A 22,443-nucleotide genomic window follows, 5' to 3' on the forward strand; every position below is an offset into this window, starting at 1 on the left:
TACTAATCCGAGAACGGTCGCGTATTATCCTGTTTTTTTGCGGAAGAATATGCTGTTATCAGAGTCATAAACCGCAGCTTGCCGGAGAAGCGGGCAATAACAGATTCGATTTAAGTCAAATTTTCTGGCAACCCGTTGTTTTTGTTAGCGCGATTATCACTGGTACGGTGTTAAAACCAGTAAATAGCGGAATTTTAGCCAATATTTCAGATTTGCCGTATTCTGTCCCACGGAGGACGAAACGGAACGGCTTCCCCGTCAGCAGAACGTGAATTTAAATATAAGCTGCTGTTTAATATGCTTTGTAACAATTTTGACTAGAATATAAACCATTAAACACTGTCGCTGTGCCACATGTTTTTTTAACAATATTGGCTCAGGCAATCGCGCCTTTGGGAGTTAAAAATGCAAGAAAACTACAAGATCCTGGTCGTCGATGACGATATGCGTTTACGCGCTCTGCTTGAACGCTACCTTACCGAACAAGGCTTTCAGGTGCGCAGTGTCGCCAACGCCGAGCAGATGGATCGTCTGTTAACCCGCGAATCCTTCCATTTGATGGTGCTGGATCTGATGCTGCCTGGCGAAGATGGGCTGTCGATTTGCCGTCGTCTGCGTAGCCAGAGCAACCCCATGCCTATCATCATGGTCACGGCTAAGGGTGAAGAAGTGGACCGTATCGTGGGGCTGGAAATCGGTGCGGACGACTATATTCCTAAACCATTCAACCCGCGTGAGCTGCTGGCGCGCATTCGTGCCGTGCTGCGTCGTCAGGCCAATGAGCTGCCCGGTGCGCCTTCGCAGGAAGAAGCGGTCATCGCGTTTGGTAAGTTCAAGCTCAATCTGGGCACGCGGGAAATGTTCCGTGAAGATGAACCTATGCCGTTAACCAGCGGCGAATTCGCCGTGCTTAAGGCGCTGGTGAGTCACCCACGTGAGCCGCTGTCGCGCGATAAACTGATGAACCTGGCCCGCGGTCGTGAATACAGTGCTATGGAGCGTTCCATTGACGTTCAGATCTCTCGCCTGCGCCGCATGGTGGAAGAAGATCCGGCTCACCCACGCTACATCCAGACCGTTTGGGGCCTGGGTTACGTCTTTGTACCGGACGGCAGTAAAGCATGAGGCGGTTGCGCTTCTCGCCACGAAGTTCGTTTGCCCGCACCCTGCTGTTGATCGTTACCTTGCTGTTTGTCAGCCTGGTAACGACCTACCTGGTGGTGCTGAACTTCGCCATTCTTCCCAGCCTGCAACAGTTCAATAAGGTTCTGGCGTATGAAGTCCGTATGCTGATGACGGACCGTCTACAACTGGAAGATGGCACGCAGCTGGAAGTGCCACCCGCGTTTCGCCGCGAAATCTATCGTGAACTGGGTATTTCGCTCTATACCAATGCGGCAGCAGAGGAGAGCGGACTGCGCTGGGCACAGCACTATAAGTTCCTCAGCGATCAGATGGGGCAGCAGCTTGGTGGCCCGACCGATGTGCGCGTCGAGGTTAATAAAAACTCCCCGGTTGTCTGGTTAAAGACCTGGCTGTCGCCCGATATCTGGGTGCGCGTGCCGCTGACTGAAATTCACCAGGGTGATTTCTCGCCGCTGTTCCGCTATACCCTGGCGATAATGTTGCTGGCGATCGGCGGGGCCTGGCTATTTATCCGCATACAAAACCGCCCGCTGGTGGACCTGGAACACGCCGCACTGCAGGTCGGTAAAGGCATTATCCCGCCGCCACTGCGTGAGTATGGCGCGTCAGAAGTGCGCTCGGTCACGCGCGCGTTCAACCAGATGGCGGCAGGCGTTAAACAGCTCGCTGACGACAGAACGTTGCTCATGGCGGGCGTCAGCCACGATTTACGTACGCCGTTAACCCGTATTCGCCTCGCCACAGAGATGATGAACGAGCAGGATGGCTATCTGGCCGAATCGATCAATAAAGACATCGAAGAGTGCAATGCCATCATCGAGCAGTTCATTGACTACCTGCGCACCGGTCAGGAAATGCAGACCGAACTGGCCGACCTGAACAGCGTTTTAGGTGAAGTGGTGGCCGCAGAAAGCGGTTACGAGCGTGAAATCGAAAATGCGGTGATGGCGGAAGAGTTGATGCTGGAGATTAATCCCCTTTCCATTAAACGTGCGCTGGCTAACCTGGTGGTGAACGCAGCACGTTATGGAAATGGCTGGATCAAGGTCAGCAGCGGTCGGGAACTGCATCGCGCCTGGTTCCAGGTTGAAGACGATGGCCCGGGTATTAAACCCGATCAACTGGCCCATCTGTTCCAGCCCTTTGTGCGCGGTGACAGTGCGCGTAGCACCAGCGGTACCGGTCTGGGACTGGCTATCGTGCAGCGTATTATCGATGCACATCAGGGTTCGCTGGAAATTGGCGACAGTGAGCGGGGAGGATTACGCATCCGTGCCTGGCTGCCGTTAGCAGAAACCCCGGAAGCGGTTCAAAACAGCGGCAATCTTTCGCTGAGCTAAAACAACGGCGCGGTGGTTCAGGCCGCGCCGTGGCGATTAGCGCTGTGGACCGGCTTTAACCAACGCGGCACCTGCCGCATTATCGGTATACTTCTCAAAGTTAGTGATAAAACGCTGGGCCAAATCATCCGCCGCAGCGTGCCACTTCGCTTCACTTTCCCAGCTACGACGTGGATCCAGGGTGTCTTCATCCAGATCGCCCAGGGTTTTAGGGACCTGAAGGTTGAATACCGGCAGCGTTTCCGTTGGCGCATCATCCAGTTCACCGGCCAGAATCGCGTTGATAATGGCGCGGGTATTTTTCAGCGAAATGCGTTTTCCACTGCCGTTCCAGCCGGTGTTAACCAGATAAGCCTGCGCACCGGCCGCTTCCATGCGCTTCACCAGCACTTCTGCATACTGCGTGGGGTGCAGTGTCAGGAAGGCGGCACCAAAGCAGGCTGAGAATGTTGGCGTGGGGGCGGTCACACCACGTTCCGTGCCGGCAAGCTTGGCGGTGAATCCCGACAGGAAATGGTACTGCGTCTGCTCTGGCGTTAAACGGGAGACCGGAGGCAGTACGCCAAAGGCATCGGCGGTCAGGAAAATCACCTTCTTCGCATGACCTGCTTTGGAAACCGGCTGCACGATATTATCGATGTGATGAATCGGATAGGAGACGCGGGTGTTTTCGGTTTTGCTGTCATCCGCAAAATCGATACTGCCGTCTTCACGCACCACAACGTTTTCCAGCAGCGCATTGCGGCGAATGGCGCGGTAGATTTCGGGTTCGGCCTGCTCAGAAAGATTAATCGTTTTAGCGTAGCAGCCGCCTTCAAAGTTAAACACGCCGTCATCGTCCCAGCCGTGTTCATCATCGCCAATAAGCTGGCGATCCGGATCGGTAGACAATGTGGTTTTACCCGTGCCGGACAGACCAAAGAACACCGCCACGTCACCGGCTTTACCCACGTTGGCCGAGCAGTGCATTGACGCAATGCCTTTCAGTGGGAGCAGGTAGTTCATGATTGCGAACAGCCCTTTTTTCATCTCCCCGCCATACCAGGTGCCGCCAATCAGCTGCATCCTTTCCGTCAGGTTAAAGGCCACGAAGTTCTCAGAATGCAGTCCCTGCGCCTGCCAGTCCGGATTAGTGCATTTTGCGCCGTTCATGACCACAAAATCCGGCGTGAAGTTATCCAGTTCGGCAGCGCTGGGCTGGATAAACATGTTTTTCACAAAGTGTGCCTGCCAGGCCACTTCGGTAATAAAGCGTACGCTCAGGCGTGAGTCAGGATTGGCACCGCAGAAGGCATCCACAATAAACAGACGCTTACCTGAAAGCTGCTGCGTCACGCATTTTTTCAGCGCTTGCCAGGTTTCCTGCGACAGAGGCTGGTTATCGTTTTTTCCGGTGCCTTGATCGTTCCACCACAGCGTATCGCGCGTGGTGTCATCGCGGACGATGTACTTATCCTTAGGCGAGCGCCCGGTAAACACCCCGGTATCGACTGCGATTGCGCCGCTTTGCGTCAGGGTGCCACGCTCAAAACCTTCGAGCTCCGGGCGCATCTCTTCCTGAAATAACGTGTCGTAATCAGGGTTGTGAACCACCTCAGTGGTATCGGTGATGCCCAGATCGGCAAGGGCTTTCGAGGTCAGGCCGTTAACGCGCATTTTACTGCTCCTTAAATCGGTGTCTGTTCTGTACGGGCAAAAAGAGTTTGGGATCGTGTCGGTCAAAGGCCGCCCGGTCAGGCGAGGAGACAGATCGCGCGCAGTGTACTCTACTGAGTCTGAGGGGGAAGGTATGTTCTTTTAAAAATGCGACTCAGGGCGCGTTAAGGTCGTGTTTCGAACGTTTTTAAGATGTTAAGAAAGTAAAAAAAGATAATTTATCAAGTAAATTAAGGGCATAGCAGAGTAGATGTGAGGGCGGCAAAACCGCCCTGGTCGGATCAGTGAAGACGGTTGCTGTTTTCCACGGAGTTACTGCGGATACCGGCAATATCGACAGCATCGAAAACATAATGCGATCCGCAATAGTCGCAATGCATATCGATTTTGCCGTCTTCGGCAATAATCTCATCGACTTCTTCCTGCGGCAGCGTTTTCAGGACCTCGCCGCAACGTTCGCGCGAGCAGGTACATTTGTAGATCACCGGCTGGGGATCGTAAACGGTCACTTCTTCCTGATGGTACAGTCGCCAGAGCACATCAGTTGCCGGCAGGTCGATCAATTCTTCTGTTTTAATCGTCTCTGTCAACGTAGCGAGATGGTCGAAATCCTCTTTATCCGTGTCCTGCGCGGGCAGAACCTGTAACAGAATCCCGGCGGCGCCTGCATCGCTGGTGCGGATAAACAGTCGGGTTGGCAGCTGTTCTGAACGCATGAAGTAATCTTCCAGGCATTCGCTCAGCGTGTCACCTTCCAGACCGACCACGCCCTGATAGCGCTCACCTTTTTCTGGTGTAATCGTAATCACCAGATAGCCATTGCCCACCATGCTCTTAAGCGTGCTGTCGTCAGGGATCTCGCCTTTCATTCGCGCGACACCGCGTAATTCCTGCTGATTATTCCCATTGATCACGGCCAGCGTCAGCGGACCATCGCCCTGCAACTGCACGGTGATCTCACCATCAAATTTCAGCGTCGCGGTAAGCAGGCTGGTTGCCACCAGTAACTCACCCAGCAGGGTTTGCACAGCGGGTGGATAATCGTGGTTTTTAATGGTTTCACGCCAGGTGTTTGAAACGTTGACCAGTTCGCCGCGAACAGCAGCATTTTCAAACAGATAACGGCGCAGTTGATCGTTTACAGACATAATTTTTCTCTCTTTGGGCGGGCGGTGAGCGGCATCAAGGCCTGTCTTACTCATCACCCGATAACTTAAATTTCATCAAATCGCGGCGCTCTTTTTTGTCAGGCCGGCGATCGGGATGGGGCATAGTCAGCGCATTCATTTTGCGCGCCAGCGCCATTTTTTCGCGCTTCTCAATGCTGGCGTCCGTTTCACGATAAAGCTGCTGCGCTTCACTGGCCGGGCGCCGCTGTTCGCTGATCCCGGTAATTACGACGGTACGTTCATCATTGCCCTGGCGCAGGGTTAGCTCCGCATCACGTTCAACCAGCTTACTTGGTTTGCTGCGCTGACCATTGTAATGAACCTTACCGCCTTCAATCATCTCGCGCGCAATGGAACGGGTTTTATAGAACCGCGCCGCCCAAAGCCATTTATCAAGACGAACACCGTCTTCAGATTTTTCTTTCATAGCTGCTCCCAGGCCTGGATCACTGTGCGGTAATGGCTTATTGCATAGTGACGCTGAAAGGGTTGTTCGGGACGACCGGAATCAGGATTACGGATGCCTAAACACCAGCCGATTCCCCAGGATTTAGCGACATCAAGAAGGATTTCGTTGTCATCAATGAACAATGTTCGTGATGCATCAAAGCCCGTGTGTTGCGCGACCGCTTGCCACAAACGTTGATCTTCTTTCGGATAGCCAAAGGTATGGGTGGAAAGTAATAAATCAAGGTGTGGTGCTAAACCTGTTTGTCGTTGTTTAACGTCCAGATTCCAGGGATGCGCATTGGTCAGCAGAATAGTGCGCTTACCTGCGCGCCGCAGCATCTGCAGAAAAGGCAGCGTATCGGGCCGTAAGCGGACGCGATGACGGTGTGCCCAGAGCATCGCGTGGATATCCAGTTGCAGGGCCTCTGACCAGTAGTCCAGACAATACCAGTTTAGCGTATGGGACACGGCCTGATATTTTTCTTCCATCAACTGCCGCGCGTGTTTGACAGGGATGCCCCGATGCGCGCTCAGCGCATCCGGCACCTGTTCCCGCCAAAAGACGCGGTCAAACGCCAGATCCAGTAACGTGCCGTCCATATCCAACAGCACGGTATCAATATCAGAACCGTTACACATCATGGCGGATTTACCCATTGCCTTTTCGCGCAACAGGGTAGCACAGTTGCAGGCCGGTCAGAATACGGAGCGCACGCCCTGTATAGTGCTGAGGGAAGGGTTAAAGCACGTGTCGTAGTATTGCTGAATCGCGAGCATACGCTGACGATTCAGATGCATACGACGCAGCGCCAGCAGGCCGTTAGTGAGGCCACAGGCCAGGAGCACGATTAACAGCAAGGCGGCACCGAGATAGCGCCATTTTGCCATCGCATCAGGTTCATTATGCAGGGCGATATGGCGCGTGCCGTTGGCATCTGTGTAGATGTTCGTGATGATGCCCGTCGCGCTGAACGGCGTGTGCAACAGCAGTGAGGACAGACGTTGCAGCTCCTGCCATTGTGAGGCCGCATCCAGATCAAACAAGGGAACCGCGGGCTGAGGCTGGTTGACTAACTGATGCCCTTCGTCGCTGACAATCACAAACCCGCCCGGCGGTGGGCTGTTGAGATTTTCTGTGGCACGACGCGTTTCACGATAAAAGAAGGTCGACGTCGCGGTGTGCACCAGATTTTCCAGCGCTTCCGCGCTGACAGGGCGCAGCAGGACATTCATCCCGTTAAGTTGACCGGAATCGGCGCGGCTGACTAATGTGTCCCAGTCTTTGGCATTGCCCAAATTCACCAACGCGTTTTTAAGCCGAACACAGTCCTGTGCCTGGCTGCACAGCGCCTGCGTTTTCAACACCAGATCGGAAAAGTCATCCAGCAAAATCATGCCTGATTTCTGAATCGCAGACGCTAACTGCGGATTCAGTTTGGGGTCCGTATTGGTTTCGGGATGCAGCTGTTTTGTGGTGGTTTCCAGAAGCGCGGAGGCTTTCTCAATAATATCTGAGTGAGGCAGTGGCAGAGGCGTAGCGTTATTCCAGTAGATCTGCGAGCAGTCGAACGGCATGTAGATATAAGTGCGATTGCTTTGATAATTGCCCGGCACGGCACACATGCCGGTCCCGGTAACCTTCAGGCTGTCACCCACTTTCAAATCTTCACGACTCAGTTGATTGACGCTACTGACATCAAGGCTGTCAGTACCTTTTACCCATGCAAGGCTGAGCTTGATGGGCATACTGAGCGGTATCCAGGTGAGTAAGAAGGCCAGAACAATAAAGGCACCGCAGGCCAGAACGACATTTTTCCGCCAGCGCTGAAGCGGAAAGTTTTTTACCTCGTCCTGCAAAGAAAGAAAACGCCCCTGACGCACCACCTGACGGTTAAGATAAATTTCGACGTCTGTAACCTGTCCCAGGTCGTGTGCGACGTAAGGCTGCCAGTGCGCGGGATAAATCAGGTCGATAATCCCCAGCGTGATGTTGCTCTGCTCTTGATTGGACTCGCCAAATAAGCCCCAGCGTTTTGGCGCGCCGCGCAGGCAGTGGATCTCACGCAGACCATTTTCACCGGGAATCCGGTACATTAACCACAGACTTGCGGCGACCATCGCGCTGGCAATCACCACCAGCCAGATCATCAGACTTGTGGGTAATAACAAACCAATAAAAAACATCATCAACGCAAACGAGATGATAACGGCCTCGCGCGTGCCATCCGGGCGGGACAGTCGATACTCTTCCAGTGTTTCTTTGCGCACCCGAACTAACTCAACGTTTTCGCTTTCGGCCTTACGGATAGAGGCATTTGTGGATGCCGGACGTATCAGATTAGGCAGTGACTGCTGATCAATCGCGTAATCCACCAGCGAGTGGCCGTTTAACGAAATGATGAGTGGGATCGATTGCGTACGGATCAACTCAACGTAATTTTCATCGGTGATGTACTGTTCCCACAGCGGCGGCAAATGGACTTCAACTTCATCCAGATAGTAGCGCCACTTATGCGGATCGTCGGTGGAAAGCCCATAGCGGGTAATCGCGCGGGTAACCGGATAAACATTGTTGCTCTGGGCGGTCAGCACCAGCTTTTCGTGCCGACGACGGGATTCACCAGGGCTGAGAATACGGGGTTGTTTTTCCAGGGCGGCAAGATACTGCTCTACGGCTCTGCGCTCTCTTTCAGTCAGTTTACGGCAGGGCGGGCTGATGAATGGCAACGGTTTCGCCAACGGCGGCCTGCGCCGCATAGCGTACCAAAATCCAATACCTGCCAGAATTGAACAGGTTAGCACTAAGGCCAATATAATAATTATTGTGCTCATGCTTTGCTCAATTCAGCCAAAATACTGCCTTCACTTTAGACTTACGTCCCCAGACGCGCCCCTGATTTCAGGCGATTGATGGGAGGTTAAACAACTCTGACAAGTTTAACAACAAACAAAATTGTACTGTAAATCATTTGATTAGGCGTTATTACAGCACACAGTGCCAGAATAGTAACTATCATGCACATAGTATTGTATCGGCATTGTCTGAATTTTGAAGGCAGATATTGACTAACGCAAATTTTTTGTGCCCGAAATAGAGCCGTTATTGCATAGAGAAAACGTGGGCTGCGTAACCGGATGACGTCATTGAGTCGCACAATGCTCCACGGTTAGGTATGCTAATTCGCTACGGAGTGCTGGCGCAGCAAGTTTGAGGCTGATATGAAAAAGTCGTTAAAAAAACCTGACATCCTCAATGTAGAAACCGTAGCACGTTCACGGTTGTTTACTGTCGAAGCGGTCGACCTGGCCTTCAGCAATGGCGCCCGGCGCATTTATGAACGCATGAAACCGTCGGAACGCGAGGCAGTCATGATTGTGCCCATTATTGATGATCATCTGATTCTGATCGAAGAGTATGCCGTGGGCCTGGAAAGCTATGAACTGGGCTTTCCAAAAGGCTTAATCGATCCGGGTGAAACGGTCAATCAGGCGGCCGACCGTGAACTGAAAGAGGAAGCGGGATTCGGGGCTGGCCAGTTGACTTTGCTGGGTAAACTGACGATGGCACCGTCCTATTTTTCCAGCAAGATGAACATCGTGGTTGCAGAAGGGCTTTACCAGGAGAAGCTGGAAGGGGATGAGCCTGAGCCGCTGGTGGTCCACCGTTGGCCGTTAAGCAACATGCTGGCGTTACTGCAGGAGCCTGATTTCCGCGAAGCGCGCAACGTCAGTGCGTTGTTTATGGTGCGTGAGTGGCTGGTGAAGCAGGGCCGTCTGCATTACTAATTGAGCACCAGATTTCCGGGCGGTAAAAAGCGGAGAGGCGGCCAGGCCGCCTCTCACGTTTATCAGAACAGTTCGTGACTTTCGCCATTGTCCATGATGGTCGTACCTGCATCATGAACCGAATATTCGGTTGGCTGTGTTCCGTTGATAAAGTACTCCTGACGTGTGTTTCCTCCGCCATTGGCCAGCTTGCCCGTACTGCGGTCAATGGTCACGGTAACAATGCCCTCAGGCGGCGTTAACGGCTGAACAGGTACACCTTCAAGGGCCACTTTCATAAAGTCATCCCATGCAGGCTGTGCACTCTTCGCCCCGCCTTCATAGCCCGAAATCTGATCGGGAATGGCACCAGAAAGCGTACTGCGACCCAGATCGCGACGCGCATCATCGAAGCCGATCCACACCGAGGTCACCACGCCCGGGCCGTAACCCGAGAACCAGGCATCTTTGGAGCTGTTAGTCGTCCCTGTTTTCCCGCCGATATCATTACGTTTCAGGTCGCGTCCGGCACGCCAGCCGGTGCCCATCCAGCCTGGCTCACCAAAAATATTACTGTTCAGTGCGCTTTTGATCAGGAAGGACAGCGGTGTGTTAATCACGTGCGGCGCATACTGCTGCTCGCCACCCTGCTGAGGCTGGGCGGGCACTTGCTCCAGCTCAGGCTGCGGCACGGCTTGATTTTGCTGTGGGGCGGACGGGGCAACGTTCTCAACGCTTTCCGCATTCAGCGCCAGCGCTTTTTTGGTTTCACCGTAGATCACCGGTAAGTTGCACTGCGGACAGGCAATTCTGGGTTTCTCTTCGAAAACGGTCTGTCCCTGTTCATTTTCGATCTTACTGATGAAATAAGGATCGATCAGGAAGCCGCCGTTAGCCATCACCGAATAGCCCCGCACGACCTGCAGCGGTGTGAACGACGCGGCACCCAGGGCCAGCGATTCGGTATGCACAATATTCTGTGCCGGGAAGCCAAAACGCTGGAGATACTCTGCGGCGTAATCCACGCCCATTGCACGCATGGCACGAACCATGACAACGTTTTTAGACTGCCCCAGCCCCTGACGCAGACGAATCGGACCATCGTAAGTGGGCGGAGAGTTCTTTGGACGCCAGTCCGCACCGGCACCGGCATCCCAGCGAGAAATCGGTACGTCGTTCAGAATGGAGGCCAGCGTTAACCCGCGATCCATCGCCGCGGTATACAGGAACGGCTTGATGTTTGAACCCACCTGGCGCAGCGCCTGAGTCGCGCGGTTAAACATGCTCTGGTTGAAGTCAAAGCCCCCGACCAGTGCGCGAACCGCACCGTTATTAGGGTCCAGTGAAACCAGCGCCGAGTTCACATCCGGTACCTGGCCCAGCCACCATGTATCGCCGACCTGGCGTACCCAGATCTGCTGGCCCGGCTGAAGCACCTGTGCAATGCTTTTGGGTGTCGGGCCCTGTACTGTGTCCGATTTAAAGGCACGCGCCCAGCGCACGCCCGCCATCGTCAGTGACACATTGCTGCCATCCTTCATCATGACGGTAGCTTCGTCACTCTGGACATGCGTTACGACGGCCGGATGAAGCGGCCCGTACAGAGGCAGATTTTTTAATGCTTTAACAATCTGCGTTTGCCCCCAGGCTGGCTCGCCGACTTTCCACAGCACGCTGGTAGGGCCGCGATAGCCGTGACGCATATCGTAGGCGATGACGTTGTTCTGCACGGCTTCCTGCGCGGATTCCTGCAGACGGCGCGTCACGGTGGTGTAAACCTTGTAACCATCGGTATACGCATTATCGCCATAGCGTTTCACCATTTCCTGGCGCACCATCTCGGTCAGATAGGGCGCGGAGAAGACGATTTTCGGGCCATGATAGCTGGCGACCAGCGGCGCATTACGTGCTTCATCATATTGCTGCTGGGTGATGTATTTCTGGTCCAGCATACGAGCCAGCACCACATTGCGCCGGGCGACAGCACGACTGTGGGAATACAGCGGGTTAAAGGTTGACGGGGCTTTCGGCAGCCCGGCGATGGTCGCCATTTCACTCAACGACAGCTCGCCAACGGGTTTGCCAAAATACACCTGCGAGGCTGCGCCAACGCCATAAGCCCGGTAGCCGAGATAGATTTTATTCAGGTAAAGCTCAAGAATTTCGTCTTTATTCAGCAACTGCTCAATGCGAATCGCCAGAAAGGCTTCCTTTACCTTACGCATCAGGGAGCGTTCCGGACTGAGGAAAAAGTTACGCGCCAGTTGCTGTGTGATGGTACTGGCCCCCTGGGACGCATGGCCTGAAACCAGCGCAACGCTGGCGGCACGGAAAATCCCGATGGGATCCACACCGTGATGCTCATAGAAGCGGCTGTCTTCCGTCGCAATAAACGCATGGACCATGTCAGGTGGAACCTGCTGCAGGCTAAGCGGAATACGGCGCATTTCACCATACTGGGCGATAAGATCGCCGTCGGCGCTGTAAACCTGCATAGGGGTTTGCAAACGCACATCTTTCAGTGTGTTAACGTCGGGTAACTGGGGCTCTATATATTTGTACAAACCATAAATCGAGCCAGCTCCCAGCAAGATGCAACACACTGCAAGGATTAATAAATACTTTACGAACTTCACCTGAGATTTCCCATCTGTTGTCGTTTGGGCAGTTTATAAGCAACCGCGCAGTAGTATAAAGGCAAGCCAGACGCTTTGATATGTCCATTTTTCCGGACGATAAGGAGATCGCGCGCATGGCTTTTCACACCTGGCAAATTGGACTGGATATTCAGAACCGGCAGTGCTGTGCCCTTGCCATCCTGCGTCGTCGCCGGGGTTGGCAATTATGCCACTGGTGGCAGCAACGGCTGCCGCAAGATACGTTAAGAAACGGTGTGCTGCAATCTTCCCCTGCATTGCTGTCTGTATTAAGCCAGTGGCGTAAGGTGTTACCACGGCGCTATACGTTACGGGTCTGTCTTCCCGCGCACCTGGCACTACAGGAACCGCTTTCTCTGCCTGATCCGCCCTTAAAAGAACCCGCACTGGGCCGCTTTGTCCGGGCATCCGCTCAGCGTCTTTTCCCGGTGGACCCCAGTGAACTGGCCCTGGATTACCGCGTCGATACCAACCTGGAACGGCTAAGCGTCACGGCTGCACGGCGGGATGTCGTTACGCAGTGGCGGACACCATTGGAGCAGGCCGGCCTTAAATGCTCTGTGTTTGAACTGGCGACGAACGCACTCAACATCGTCGCAGAACAGGCGCAACTGGCTGCGGGAAGTGTAGTGGTTTTACGCCAGGATGCACGTTACCTGTGGAGCGATGGCGTCAACGCCGCACTTTTTGCCGGAGAGGGCGGTTTTGACGCGCTACGTGAGCAGGCTTTTCCCCACGCGACGTCGCTTTATTATTGTGATGCCGATAACGCATTGCCGCCGGCTGGCACGGTGCCGTTCTCTCCCCTGCAAACATTTCGCTATCAGCAGCCACCTTTGCCCGCGCATCCGGGGGCCTTCGTCCTGGCCGCCGGGCTGGCGTTGCGGAAAGAGGATTGCTGATGGTCGCTGTAAACCTTCTTCCCTGGCGGTACTGGCGCTGGCAGCGTCAACGGCGTCAGAGCTTACGTATGCTGGCTGTCACGTCAGGACTGGTCGTGCTGCTGGTGGCAGGACAGTGCTGGCGGGATCATAAGGCGCTCAGACGGGTTCAGCGTCAGCATGTCGGCCTCAGTCATGCCCTTAAGGCCGCTGAACAGCAGGTGGTGCAGCAACAGCGACTGCTGAAACAACTGGATGAGGCGCAGCAGCGCCGCCACTGGCTGCACCAGCAGAGCAGGCAGTTTCAGGTCTGGCAGCAACTCTGGCTTGCGTTGCCTGCTTTGCTGCCTGACGGGCTGTGGTTAACGCGACTGGATAAACGGGAAACGTCGTTACAACTGGAGGGCAAAGCGCAGCATATGCAGGAGATTCGCGCCTTTCGCCAGCGCTTAAGCGATGTGGCGCTGTTTTCACAGATCAAACAAGGCAATGTGCAACGCCAGCCTGAAGGGGAGTATCGCTTCGTCTTGCATATTCGCCTTAAGGAGGCGACTAGTGAGTAGCCTTACCGGGCACTGGATGCGGTTAGCTCCACCGCTGCGTTATGGCAGCCTGTTGGCGGGCGCGGTCTGCCTGCTGTGTGTGGCCTGGTGGACCGTGCTACAGCCGCAAAAACGGGTGCTGGCTGATGCCAGGCATCAATGCGTGCAGCAGCAGGCGCACCTGCAACAGTTGCAGCGACAGTTTGCCCGCTATCCCGCCCTTGCTGTTTTAGAGGCACAACTTCAGCAGATTCAGATGGAAAAGCCAGCTACGTCATCGACGCTGGAGGCGATTATCGCAGAGCGGGGTGCAGCGCTTGAGCAGTGGCTGCCCGATGAACAGCCTCGAGCCCTCACTTTCCATCTGCAATGGGCCCAGTTTCCGCCGTTGTTTTCTGCGCTTTCAACGTCTGCAACGGCGTTTCCTGATCGCTTTCAGTTAACCGCTCATTCTGACTATCTGGTGGCGCAACTCTGGCTGGACGCTGATGAAACCCATTAGTGTTGTTCTGCTGTTACTCAGCTGTGGCGCTGGCGTTGCGCAGGCACGCGATCCGTTTCGTCCCCTTCCTGGCGCGGCCTGCCTGGCGGAGGTTGAACCTCTCAGCGAATGGCGTTTGCAGGGCATCATTGGTCGTGCTCCCCGGTTTCAGGGCTGGCTACTGACGCCACAGGGCAAATCTGTTCACGTCCTGAGCGACCAGCCTTTTCCGTTGTTCCCCTGGCAAACCCTCCGGTTTACTTCCCGTTCGCTTCAGCTATTTATTCCGGGCAGTTGCCCGGCCCAACGTTTCACGTTTCATCTCAAAGGACGCCTGCATGATAAGGATAGCGATTCTGACCCTCCTGCTGTTTTGCCAGATCCCCGCTCACGCCAGCCCTGATGAGGGCCTGAGCCTCGCGTTTGATGATGCGCCGATTGAGCGCATTTTACAGGCGCTGGCTGATTACCAGCAGATCAACCTGATGATCTCCCCTGAGATTAACGGAACGCTGTCACTGCGGCTGGACAACGTCTCCTGGCAACAGGCACTGTCGCTGGTCGCGCGGATGGCGCAACTGACTGTGCTGGAAGAAGATAACGTTCTGCTGGTTTATCCCGAGCGCTGGCAGCAGCAGCGGCGCGAAGCAGAAAAGGTACAACAGGCGGAAGCGCGTCAGCAGCGTCCTTTAATGCAGCGCAGGATCAACCTGCTCTATGCCAGTGCCAGTGAGGTGCACCGCAGCCTGCAAGGGGAACGCCAGTCGCTTATGACATCGCGCGGGAGCGCCTCTGTGGACACGCGCACCAACAGCCTGTTGCTACGCGACATTGAACCGGCGCTGCAAGACACGGAGCGCTGGATTCAGGCGCTGGATGTGCCGCTGGAACAGGTTGAGCTGGCGGCCCATATCGTGACGATTAGTGAAGAGAATCTGCATGAGCTGGGCGTCAACTGGCGACTGTCTGAGGATAGTGAAAGCCTCAGCCGGGCTTTACATCACCCGCTTCTGGCTATTCCCCTGGGGCTGAGCTCGCCCGCTGTTTCGCTGGGCGTCACGTTGTCGCGGACAGGCGGCAGAGTGCTGGATCTGGAGCTCAGTGCGCTGGAGCAGGAAAACCAGGTTGAAATCATCGCCAGCCCACGGCTTTTTACGTCGCATCAGCAAACCGCGTCGATTAAACAGGGCACCGAAATCCCTTATGAAGTCTCAGCCGGTAACAGCGGCGCAACCAGTATCGAATTCAAAGAAGCGGTGCTGGGCATGGAAGTCACGCCCACCGTTTTAGGCAATGGCCGCATTCAGTTGAAAATACGTATCAGCCAGAACGTGCCGGGGCGCGTGGTTCAGACCAGCGCCTCGCAGGTGCTGTCGATTGATAAGCAGGAAATGGAAACGCAGGTGACGGTTAACGACGGGCAAACACTGGCCCTGGGCGGTATTTTCCATCAGCAGCGCACTCAGGGGCAAACGCAGGTGCCGTTACTTGGCCGTCTGCCTGTCGTGGGGGGATTATTCCGCCAGCAGGCTGAAGAACATAAAAAACGCGAGCTGGTGATCTTCATGACGCCGCGATTGGTCAGGGAAGCAGCGCTTACGGCACGATAAAACGGAAAATGTGCCCTTAAAGTTTAACTGCGTTGACGCAGGACAGGAATTAGCTTACAAGGTTTAGCGATTTTTAACACGTTGTAAGCGTCTGAGTTGGAAGAACCCGGCAAGCAGATGAGCGAATTCCTCTGTACGCAGTCATGTCACAACGCTTTACTGACGCCTTACAGTTTCGCGAACAACAGGCCAATTCAGAAATGGATGTGCTGTAAGCAATATAATCGGTTGCCAAACAGCCTTGAGTGTTGAGATAATTTTTCGTCTGACTCTTGCTAACGCTCATGAGGTCTCAGTTCCTGTCCCGCCAGTAAAATGCTGAAAGCGGGGTATCATTAACGAATTCTTAGTAATACCGACAAAATGGCAGAGAAACGCAATATCTTTCTGGTTGGGCCGATGGGTGCCGGCAAAAGCACTATTGGCCGTCAGTTGGCTCAGCAACTCAATATGGAGTTCTTCGATTCCGATCAGGAAATTGAGCGACGCACCGGAGCGGATGTGGGCTGGGTTTTTGACGTTGAAGGCGAAGCTGGCTTCCGCGATCGTGAAGAAAAAATCATCAATGAACTGACCGAGAAGCAGGGCATCGTCCTGGCGACCGGCGGTGGCTCCGTAAAATCCCGGGAAACACGTAATCGTCTCTCCGCCCGCGGCGTCGTGGTTTATCTTGAAACCACTATTGAGAAACAACTGGCACGTACGCAGCGTGACAAAAAACGCCCCTTACTGCAGGTCGAGTCGCCACCGCGTGAAGTACTTGAAGCGCTGGCCGCTGAACGCAACCCGCTGTATGAAGAGATCGCCGATGTTACCATCCGCACTGACGATCAAAGTGCAAAAGTGGTGGCGAATCAGATTATCCACATGTTGGAAAAAAGTTGATCCAACGTTTGAAAGCTCTTTGACAGGTATCGAGCATCATGGAGAAGATCACCGTTTCATTGGGGGAACGCAGTTACCCCATCACTATCGCCGCCGGACTGTTTAATGATCCGGCTTCTTTTTGGCCGTTAAAAGCGGGTGATAATGCCATGCTGGTCACGAACGAGACGCTGGCACCGCTTTACCTGGATAAGGTCACGGCGCGGCTAAAGGCGGCGGGAGTGAAGACGGATCAGGTGATTTTGCCCGACGGTGAGCAGCACAAAACGCTGGCGGTGATGGATCAGGTTTTTACCGCCCTCCTGCAAAAGCCCCACGGGCGCGATACCACGCTGGTGGCGCTGGGTGGGGGCGTGATTGGCGATCTTACCGGTTTTGCTGCGGCAAGCTATCAACGTGGTGTGCGGTTCATTCAGGTGCCGACCACGCTGCTGTCTCAGGTTGACTCGTCGGTTGGCGGAAAAACGGCGGTTAACCATCCTCTTGGCAAAAACATGATAGGTGCGTTTTACCAGCCCGCTTCGGTCGTGATTGATACGGAATGTCTCCGGTCACTGCCTCCGCGTGAGCTGGCGTCCGGTCTGGCTGAAGTGATTAAATACGGCATCATTCTGGACGGTGAATTCTTTCATTGGCTTGAGCAAAATCTTGATCGCCTTCTGGCGCTGGATGAAGCCGCGCTGGCCTGGTGCATCCGTCGTTGCTGTGAGCTGAAAGCCGAGGTTGTCGCCGCGGATGAGCGTGAAAACGGTCAGCGCGCATTACTGAATCTGGGTCATACTTTTGGCCATGCCATTGAAGCGCATATGGGCTATGGCAACTGGTTGCATGGTGAAGCGATTGCCGCTGGTATGGTGATGGCGGCGCGAACCGCGCAACGTCTTGGTCAGTTCAGCGAGCAGGATTGCGAACGCGTTATCGCGTTACTGCAGCGCGCCGGTTTGCCGGTACACGGCCCGGTTGAGATGCAGGCCGAAGACTATTTGCCCCATATGATGCGCGATAAAAAAGTGCTGGCGGGCGAATTACGTCTGATACTGCCTTTGGCGATAGGCCGCGCTGAAGTGCGTGGTGGCGTGGCTCATGATATGGTGATGGCGGCAATTAATGACTGCCAGAAATCTTGATATTCAGCAGGTAAGTGGTGACGCGACGCGCGGGTGCGCAGTGCGAACGGCCGCTTTACGGAGGAGGCAAAATGGATGAGTTCAAACCGGATGATGAGTTAAAACCTGACGCCAGTGACCGTCGTCCCTCGCGCCCACGTAAATCGTCCTCTGCGACGAAAGCTCCGGTCTCGCGCCAGCACGTCATGATGGGCGTCGGTATCCTTGTGTTGCTGCTGCTCGTGCTGGGCATTGGCTCAGCGCTCAACGGCGCTGACGACAGCAAATCCGCGTCGTCCTCTACTGACAAAGGCACCGCCACCAGCGGGGCCGCAGGATCGGGCAACGGAAAAAATATTGATCTCAGCGGCTCCACCGCCATGAGCGGCGGTCAGAACGCCACGGGAACAGCACAGCCTTCCACCGGCACTCCGAATGCAGCAGGAGCGGAACCGGCAGCGGTGGCGACAAATGCGCCACGTGATATTTCCATGCCACCGGTTGCATCCACACCCACGCAGGCAGCCCCGGTTGAAACCCCGGCTAATCAGCAACGCATTACATTACCCGGCGACCTGAACAGCGCATTGACCAACCAGCAACAGCAGGTTGATGGCGCCGCACAGGGTGCAGAAGGCAGCAGTTCTCTGCCGACCGCACCCGCTACGGTGAGCGGGAAAGCAGGTGCAGCGGCGAGTCTTCCCGCTACAGGTCGTCAAAACGCCGCGCAGGCACCCGTCACGCCGCGTCATACGCGTGAGCCTGCCAGAACGGCGTCTAAACCCGCAGCCAGCGAGCATAAAACCCACACAACGCCAGCGCACTCATCCGTGAATAACGCGCCGGCAAAAGCGGCGGGCAGTAGCGCTACGGCCAGCAAATCAGTACCGGGCGGCAACTACACGTTGCAGTTGAGCGGCGCATCTAAAGCGGAAAGCCTGAATGCCTGGGCGAAGAAGCAAAACCTGAGTGCGTACCATGTGTATAAAACCACGCGCAATGGTCAACCCTGGTATGTGCTGGTCAGTGGTTCTTACGCCACGCCGGCCGACGCAAAGCGTGCCGTTGCGACATTGCCTGCAGAGGTACGTGCACAGAATCCCTGGGTGAAACCGGTCAGTCAGGTCAGGAAAGAAGCCAGTCAATAAGTGATGTGGGGCCTGCCCATGCGGGCCCTGTTTTAAGCGCAGATCTGCTGTCGGTTCAACCACAGCCTCACAATAAGATGTAATTACCACGACAGCATGAAAAAAAATCGCGCTTTTTTGAAATGGGCGGGGGGAAAATTTCCCTTAGTCGAAGAGATCCACCGTCATTTGCCGCAAGGTGATTGCCTGATCGAACCCTTCGTTGGCGCGGGCTCCGTGTTTCTTAACACCGATTTTGATCGCTATCATCTGGCCGACATCAACAACGATCTCATCAATCTCTACAATATTGTCAAAACGCGCACGGTGGATTTTATTCGCGATGCGCGTTTACTGTTTACCAGCGAAACAAACAGCGAAATCCGTTATTACCAACTGCGCACGGAGTTTAACCTCAGTCATGACGCTTATCAGCGTGCGCTGCTGTTCCTCTATCTGAATCGCCACTGCTACAACGGCCTGTGCCGCTACAATCTGCGTGGTGAGTTCAATGTGCCGTTTGGGCGCTATCGTAAACCTTACTTCCCGGAAGCCGAGCTGCTCTGGTTTGCCGAACGGGCGCAAAAGGCGACGTTTGTCTGTGAATCCTACGATGTTACCCTGAACAATGCCCAAAAAGGCTCTGTGGTATATTGTGATCCGCCGTACGCGCCGCTGTCCGCAACGGCTAACTTCACGGCTTACCACACCAACAGTTTTAGCCTGCATGAGCAGCAGCATCTGGCGCAACTGGCCGCAAAGCTGGCGTCTGAGAGTCAAATTCCGGTCCTGATTTCTAACCATGATACGGAACTGACGCGTTGCTGGTATCAGGATGCCGTGTTACATGTGGTCAAAGTCCGGCGTTCTATTAGCCGAAGCATAACCGGTCGCACCAAGGTCGACGAACTGCTGGCACTCTATAGCTAGTCTGTTTCGTCCGCGACCAGGGTACTACGCCAGCCATCATGCTGGCGCACAACAGTGGAGAATCGGATGAAACAATATTTGCTGGCCCCTTCCATCCTTTCGGCAGACTTTGCTCGCCTGGGTGAAGACACCGCGAAGGCACTGGCGGCCGGAGGCGACGTGGTTCACTTCGACGTAATGGACAACCACTACGTGCCGAATCTGACAATGGGACCGATGGTGTTGAAAGCGCTGCGTGACTATGGCATCACAGCCCCGATCGATGTGCATCTCATGGTGAAGCCAGTGGACGCGTTAATCCCCGAGTTTGCCAAGGCTGGCGCGACCTACATCACGTTCCACCCCGAAGCGAGCGAGCACGTTGACCGCACGCTGCAGTTAATCAAAGAGCACGGTTGCAAAGCAGGCCTGGTCTTTAATCCTGCCACTCCGCTCAGCTACCTCGACTATGTGATGGATAAACTGGACATCATTTTGCTGATGTCGGTGAACCCCGGCTTTGGTGGTCAGTCATTTATCCCCGGCACGCTCGACAAGCTTCGTGAAGCGCGCAAGCGGATTGATCAGAGCGGCTACAGCATTCGCCTTGAAGTCGACGGTGGTGTGAAGATTGATAACATTGCGCAAATCGCGGCAGCGGGTGCAGATATGTTCGTTGCCGGTTCGGCCATCTTTGGCCATCCGGATTACAAGAAAGTGATCGACGACATGCGGAACGAGCTGGAGAAAGCGAATGGCTCATTTCACTGATATTCGTGGGCTGGCCTTTGACCTGGATGGTACGCTGGTCGACAGCGCGCCGGGGCTGGCGGATGCGATCGATTTGACGCTGGCAGACCTGGCGTTGCCTGCTGCTGGCGTGGCGCGCGTATCAACGTGGATTGGGAATGGTGCCGACGTTATGATGTGCCGTGCGCTGACCTGGGCACTCGGGCGCGAGCCACACCCGGACGAGCAGCGTGATGCGCGTGTGCTGTTTGACAAACATTATGCCAGCACGGTGGAGGCGGGCAGTACCCTGTTTCCTCAGGTCAAAGAGACGCTGACACGGTTACAGGCCACAGGCATGCCGATGGCGATTGTGACCAATAAGCCGACGCCGTTTGTCGCGCCGCTGCTGCAATCGCTGGGAATCGACCAGGCGTTTTCGTTGATCATTGGTGGCGATGATGTGGTGGTTAAAAAACCGCATCCTGCCGCGATTTTTCTGGTGTTGGGTAAATGGGGGCTGCTGCCCTCACAACTGCTGTTTGTCGGGGATTCACGCAATGATATTCTGGCCGCGCAGTCTGCCGGCGTACCCAATGTCGGCATGACGTTTGGCTATAACTATGGTGAACCCATTGCCAGCAGCCAGCCCGATCTGACCCTTGACTCTTTTGACGAACTTTTGCCCGCTATCGGGCTGTAATTTATCAGGACATAAGCATGAGCAAACCCATCGTTTTCAGCGGCGCACAGCCGTCCGGCGAACTGACCATTGGCAACTATATGGGTGCGCTGCGTCAGTGGGTGCAGATGCAGGACGATTTCCACTGCATTTACTGTATCGTCGATCTGCACGCCATCACCGTGCGCCAGGATCCGGTTGCACTGCGTAAAGCCACCTTAGATACGCTGGCGCTCTATCTGGCCTGCGGCATCGATCCCGAGAAGAGCACCATCTTTGTTCAGTCGCATGTGCCGGAGCACACGCAGCTCAGCTGGATTCTGAACTGCTACACCTATTTCGGTGAGCTGAGCCGCATGACCCAGTTCAAAGACAAATCCTCACGCTATGAAGAAAACATCAACGCGGGTTTGTTCAGTTATCCGGTGCTGATGGCTGCCGACATTCTGCTTTACCAGACCGCGCAGGTACCGGTGGGTGAAGATCAGAAACAGCATCTTGAGCTGAGCCGTGATATTGCGAGCCGGTTTAATGCGTTGTATGGCGATATCTTCAAGGTGCCGGAGCCATTCATTCCAAAATCAGGCGCACGCGTGATGTCGCTGCTGGAACCGACGAAAAAGATGTCTAAGTCGGATGATAACCGCAACAATGTGATCGGCCTGCTTGAAGATCCCAAATCGGTGGTTAAAAAGATTAAGCGTGCGATGACCGACTCTGAAGAGCCGCCGGTTATCCGCTATGACATTAAAGAGAAAGCGGGCGTCTCGAATCTGCTGGACATCCTGTCAGGCGTAACCGGTACGCCGGTGACCACGCTGGAGCAGGCGTTCGAAGGCAAAATGTACGGGCACCTGAAAGGCGCGGTCGCAGAAGCCGTATCGGGCATGCTGACAGACCTGCAGGAACGTTATCATCGCTTCCGCAACGACGAAGCGTTGCTGGAAAAGGTGATGCGTGACGGTGCACAGAAAGCCCGTGCCCAGGCGCAGGAAACCCTGAAAAAAGTCTATGAAGCGGTCGGATTTGTTTCTCAACCCTGATCGGTAACGTTGTAAGTCAAACGGCGAGCGAAGGCTCGCCGTTTTGATTTTCCCCCCAGCGTAATGGGCGGCGCAGGCTGACCACGCTGCCGACAAAGGAAAATGACGGCCAGGTACCACGCGCAAACGGAGCGGAACGTGTGCCAACCCTTCTTGCGTTTCGCTTTCGGTAATCATGTCATCTTATTCGTCCCCGACCTTTTGCTCCCGCGCCTGACCTGTCCGCAGAGGCAGGGCACCGGTTCGGCCTCGTACGCGCTAAGTG

The 22,443-nt window shown here is 54.8% G+C and carries 21 protein-coding genes; 15 read left to right on the forward strand and 6 right to left on the reverse strand.

Annotated elements, in window-relative coordinates; all coding sequences use genetic code 11:
* The first annotated feature begins 405 nt into the window (after positions 1–405).
* Together ompR and envZ are read left to right on the forward strand one after the other, a co-directional pair.
* Positions 406–1,125: an osmolarity response regulator transcription factor OmpR gene (gene ompR, locus GC090_RS01755; RefSeq protein ID WP_001157751.1), complete on the forward strand. Its 720-nt coding sequence runs from the start codon at positions 406–408 to the stop codon at positions 1,123–1,125.
* A complete protein-coding gene (gene envZ / locus GC090_RS01760; RefSeq protein ID WP_006121011.1) occupies positions 1,122–2,486 on the forward strand; it encodes a two-component system sensor histidine kinase EnvZ in 1,365 nt (454 codons plus the stop codon). The genes ompR and envZ overlap by 4 nt, the downstream gene beginning before the upstream one ends.
* Positions 2,487–2,522: 36 nt before the next feature.
* On the opposite strand, the gene pckA is transcribed toward envZ, so the two are convergent.
* The 5 genes from pckA to GC090_RS01785 form a co-directional block, all read right to left on the reverse strand.
* Positions 2,523–4,142 (reverse strand): phosphoenolpyruvate carboxykinase (ATP), encoded by a 1,620-nt coding sequence (gene pckA, locus GC090_RS01765; protein ID WP_054686900.1) that lies wholly within the window; start codon positions 4,140–4,142, stop codon positions 2,523–2,525.
* Positions 4,143–4,423: 281 nt separating this feature from the next.
* A complete protein-coding gene (hslO, locus tag GC090_RS01770) occupies positions 4,424–5,290 on the reverse strand; it encodes an Hsp33 family molecular chaperone HslO (RefSeq protein ID WP_006121009.1) in 867 nt (288 codons plus the stop codon).
* Between the two features lie 46 nt (positions 5,291–5,336).
* Positions 5,337–5,738 carry a ribosome-associated heat shock protein Hsp15 gene (hslR, locus tag GC090_RS01775; RefSeq protein ID WP_006121008.1) on the reverse strand — a complete coding sequence of 134 codons (402 nt, stop codon included), beginning with the start codon at positions 5,736–5,738 and terminating at the stop codon, positions 5,337–5,339.
* Positions 5,735–6,400: a GMP/IMP nucleotidase gene (gene yrfG / locus GC090_RS01780; protein WP_375096810.1), complete on the reverse strand. Its 666-nt coding sequence runs from the start codon at positions 6,398–6,400 to the stop codon at positions 5,735–5,737. Before yrfG ends, hslR begins: the two co-directional genes overlap by 4 nt.
* 57 nt (positions 6,401–6,457) lie before the next feature.
* Positions 6,458–8,593 carry an intracellular growth attenuator family protein gene (locus GC090_RS01785; protein ID WP_039342672.1) on the reverse strand — a complete coding sequence of 712 codons (2,136 nt, stop codon included), beginning with the start codon at positions 8,591–8,593 and terminating at the stop codon, positions 6,458–6,460.
* 387 nt (positions 8,594–8,980) lie between these two features.
* Between GC090_RS01785 and nudE the strand changes: the two genes are divergently transcribed.
* A complete protein-coding gene (nudE, locus tag GC090_RS01790) occupies positions 8,981–9,547 on the forward strand; it encodes an ADP compounds hydrolase NudE (RefSeq protein ID WP_006121006.1) in 567 nt (188 codons plus the stop codon).
* A gap of 62 nt (positions 9,548–9,609) precedes the next feature.
* Here nudE and mrcA read toward each other — a convergent pair whose 3' ends face one another.
* The gene (gene mrcA / locus GC090_RS01795; protein WP_039342670.1) at positions 9,610–12,162 is read right to left on the reverse strand and encodes a peptidoglycan glycosyltransferase/peptidoglycan DD-transpeptidase MrcA; all 2,553 of its coding nucleotides are present in this window, start codon (positions 12,160–12,162) and stop codon (positions 9,610–9,612) included.
* Between the two features lie 116 nt (positions 12,163–12,278).
* Between mrcA and pilM the strand changes: the two genes are divergently transcribed.
* From pilM to trpS, 12 genes are all read left to right on the forward strand, one after another.
* Complete coding sequence (gene pilM / locus GC090_RS01800) at positions 12,279–13,085, forward strand: pilus assembly protein PilM (protein WP_324020753.1); 807 nt, start codon at positions 12,279–12,281, stop codon at positions 13,083–13,085.
* Entirely contained in the window at positions 13,085–13,627 is a 543-nt protein-coding gene (locus GC090_RS01805) for a PilN domain-containing protein (protein ID WP_324020754.1), read from the forward strand. Before pilM ends, GC090_RS01805 begins: the two co-directional genes overlap by 1 nt.
* The gene (gspM, locus tag GC090_RS01810) at positions 13,620–14,108 is read left to right on the forward strand and encodes a HofO family protein (protein WP_282498271.1); all 489 of its coding nucleotides are present in this window, start codon (positions 13,620–13,622) and stop codon (positions 14,106–14,108) included. Before GC090_RS01805 ends, gspM begins: the two co-directional genes overlap by 8 nt.
* On the forward strand, positions 14,095–14,490 hold the full coding sequence (locus tag GC090_RS01815) for a HofP DNA utilization family protein (RefSeq protein ID WP_072209546.1): 396 nt from the start codon (positions 14,095–14,097) through the stop codon (positions 14,488–14,490). The genes gspM and GC090_RS01815 overlap by 14 nt, the downstream gene beginning before the upstream one ends.
* Positions 14,426–15,697: a DNA uptake porin HofQ gene (gene hofQ / locus GC090_RS01820; protein ID WP_324020756.1), complete on the forward strand. Its 1,272-nt coding sequence runs from the start codon at positions 14,426–14,428 to the stop codon at positions 15,695–15,697. Before GC090_RS01815 ends, hofQ begins: the two co-directional genes overlap by 65 nt.
* A 363-nt stretch (positions 15,698–16,060) precedes the next feature.
* Positions 16,061–16,582 carry a shikimate kinase AroK gene (gene aroK, locus GC090_RS01825; RefSeq protein WP_033741572.1) on the forward strand — a complete coding sequence of 174 codons (522 nt, stop codon included), beginning with the start codon at positions 16,061–16,063 and terminating at the stop codon, positions 16,580–16,582.
* Between the two features lie 38 nt (positions 16,583–16,620).
* Positions 16,621–17,709, forward strand: a complete 1,089-nt coding sequence (gene aroB / locus GC090_RS01830; RefSeq protein WP_054632975.1) for a 3-dehydroquinate synthase — start codon at positions 16,621–16,623, stop codon at positions 17,707–17,709.
* 71 nt (positions 17,710–17,780) lie between these two features.
* Complete coding sequence (locus tag GC090_RS01835) at positions 17,781–18,836, forward strand: SPOR domain-containing protein (protein ID WP_324020758.1); 1,056 nt, start codon at positions 17,781–17,783, stop codon at positions 18,834–18,836.
* Positions 18,837–18,932: 96 nt separating this feature from the next.
* On the forward strand, positions 18,933–19,745 hold the full coding sequence (gene dam, locus GC090_RS01840) for an adenine-specific DNA-methyltransferase (protein WP_324020760.1): 813 nt from the start codon (positions 18,933–18,935) through the stop codon (positions 19,743–19,745).
* Positions 19,746–19,811: 66 nt separating this feature from the next.
* Complete coding sequence (rpe, locus tag GC090_RS01845; protein WP_006120997.1) at positions 19,812–20,495, forward strand: ribulose-phosphate 3-epimerase; 684 nt, start codon at positions 19,812–19,814, stop codon at positions 20,493–20,495.
* Entirely contained in the window at positions 20,479–21,156 is a 678-nt protein-coding gene (locus GC090_RS01850) for a phosphoglycolate phosphatase (RefSeq protein ID WP_006120996.1), read from the forward strand. The genes rpe and GC090_RS01850 overlap by 17 nt, the downstream gene beginning before the upstream one ends.
* A 17-nt stretch (positions 21,157–21,173) precedes the next feature.
* Positions 21,174–22,178: a tryptophan--tRNA ligase gene (gene trpS, locus GC090_RS01855; protein ID WP_006120995.1), complete on the forward strand. Its 1,005-nt coding sequence runs from the start codon at positions 21,174–21,176 to the stop codon at positions 22,176–22,178.
* Positions 22,179–22,443: the final 265 nt, after the last annotated feature.

The sequence above is a fragment of the Pantoea sp. JZ29 genome (genome assembly GCF_035190385.1).
GTDB lineage: Bacteria > Pseudomonadota > Gammaproteobacteria > Enterobacterales > Enterobacteriaceae > Pantoea > Pantoea stewartii.

Excerpts from the sequence above, each read along its gene's own strand:
- ompR (WP_001157751.1), top strand. The coding sequence starts at position 406 with ATGCAAGAAAACTACAAGATCCTGGTCGTCGATGACGATATGCGTTTA.
- envZ (WP_006121011.1), top strand. The coding sequence starts at position 1,122 with ATGAGGCGGTTGCGCTTCTCGCCACGAAGTTCGTTTGCCCGCACCCTG.
- pckA (WP_054686900.1), bottom strand. The coding sequence starts at position 4,142 with ATGCGCGTTAACGGCCTGACCTCGAAAGCCCTTGCCGATCTGGGCATC.
- hslO (WP_006121009.1), bottom strand. The coding sequence starts at position 5,290 with ATGTCTGTAAACGATCAACTGCGCCGTTATCTGTTTGAAAATGCTGCT.
- hslR (WP_006121008.1), bottom strand. The coding sequence starts at position 5,738 with ATGAAAGAAAAATCTGAAGACGGTGTTCGTCTTGATAAATGGCTTTGG.
- yrfG (WP_375096810.1), bottom strand. The coding sequence starts at position 6,400 with ATGTGTAACGGTTCTGATATTGATACCGTGCTGTTGGATATGGACGGC.
- GC090_RS01785 (WP_039342672.1), bottom strand. The coding sequence starts at position 8,593 with ATGAGCACAATAATTATTATATTGGCCTTAGTGCTAACCTGTTCAATT.
- nudE (WP_006121006.1), top strand. The coding sequence starts at position 8,981 with ATGAAAAAGTCGTTAAAAAAACCTGACATCCTCAATGTAGAAACCGTA.
- pilM (WP_324020753.1), top strand. The coding sequence starts at position 12,279 with ATGGCTTTTCACACCTGGCAAATTGGACTGGATATTCAGAACCGGCAG.
- GC090_RS01805 (WP_324020754.1), top strand. The coding sequence starts at position 13,085 with ATGGTCGCTGTAAACCTTCTTCCCTGGCGGTACTGGCGCTGGCAGCGT.
- GC090_RS01815 (WP_072209546.1), top strand. The coding sequence starts at position 14,095 with ATGAAACCCATTAGTGTTGTTCTGCTGTTACTCAGCTGTGGCGCTGGC.
- hofQ (WP_324020756.1), top strand. The coding sequence starts at position 14,426 with ATGATAAGGATAGCGATTCTGACCCTCCTGCTGTTTTGCCAGATCCCC.
- aroK (WP_033741572.1), top strand. The coding sequence starts at position 16,061 with ATGGCAGAGAAACGCAATATCTTTCTGGTTGGGCCGATGGGTGCCGGC.
- aroB (WP_054632975.1), top strand. The coding sequence starts at position 16,621 with ATGGAGAAGATCACCGTTTCATTGGGGGAACGCAGTTACCCCATCACT.
- GC090_RS01835 (WP_324020758.1), top strand. The coding sequence starts at position 17,781 with ATGGATGAGTTCAAACCGGATGATGAGTTAAAACCTGACGCCAGTGAC.
- dam (WP_324020760.1), top strand. The coding sequence starts at position 18,933 with ATGAAAAAAAATCGCGCTTTTTTGAAATGGGCGGGGGGAAAATTTCCC.
- rpe (WP_006120997.1), top strand. The coding sequence starts at position 19,812 with ATGAAACAATATTTGCTGGCCCCTTCCATCCTTTCGGCAGACTTTGCT.
- GC090_RS01850 (WP_006120996.1), top strand. The coding sequence starts at position 20,479 with ATGGCTCATTTCACTGATATTCGTGGGCTGGCCTTTGACCTGGATGGT.
- trpS (WP_006120995.1), top strand. The coding sequence starts at position 21,174 with ATGAGCAAACCCATCGTTTTCAGCGGCGCACAGCCGTCCGGCGAACTG.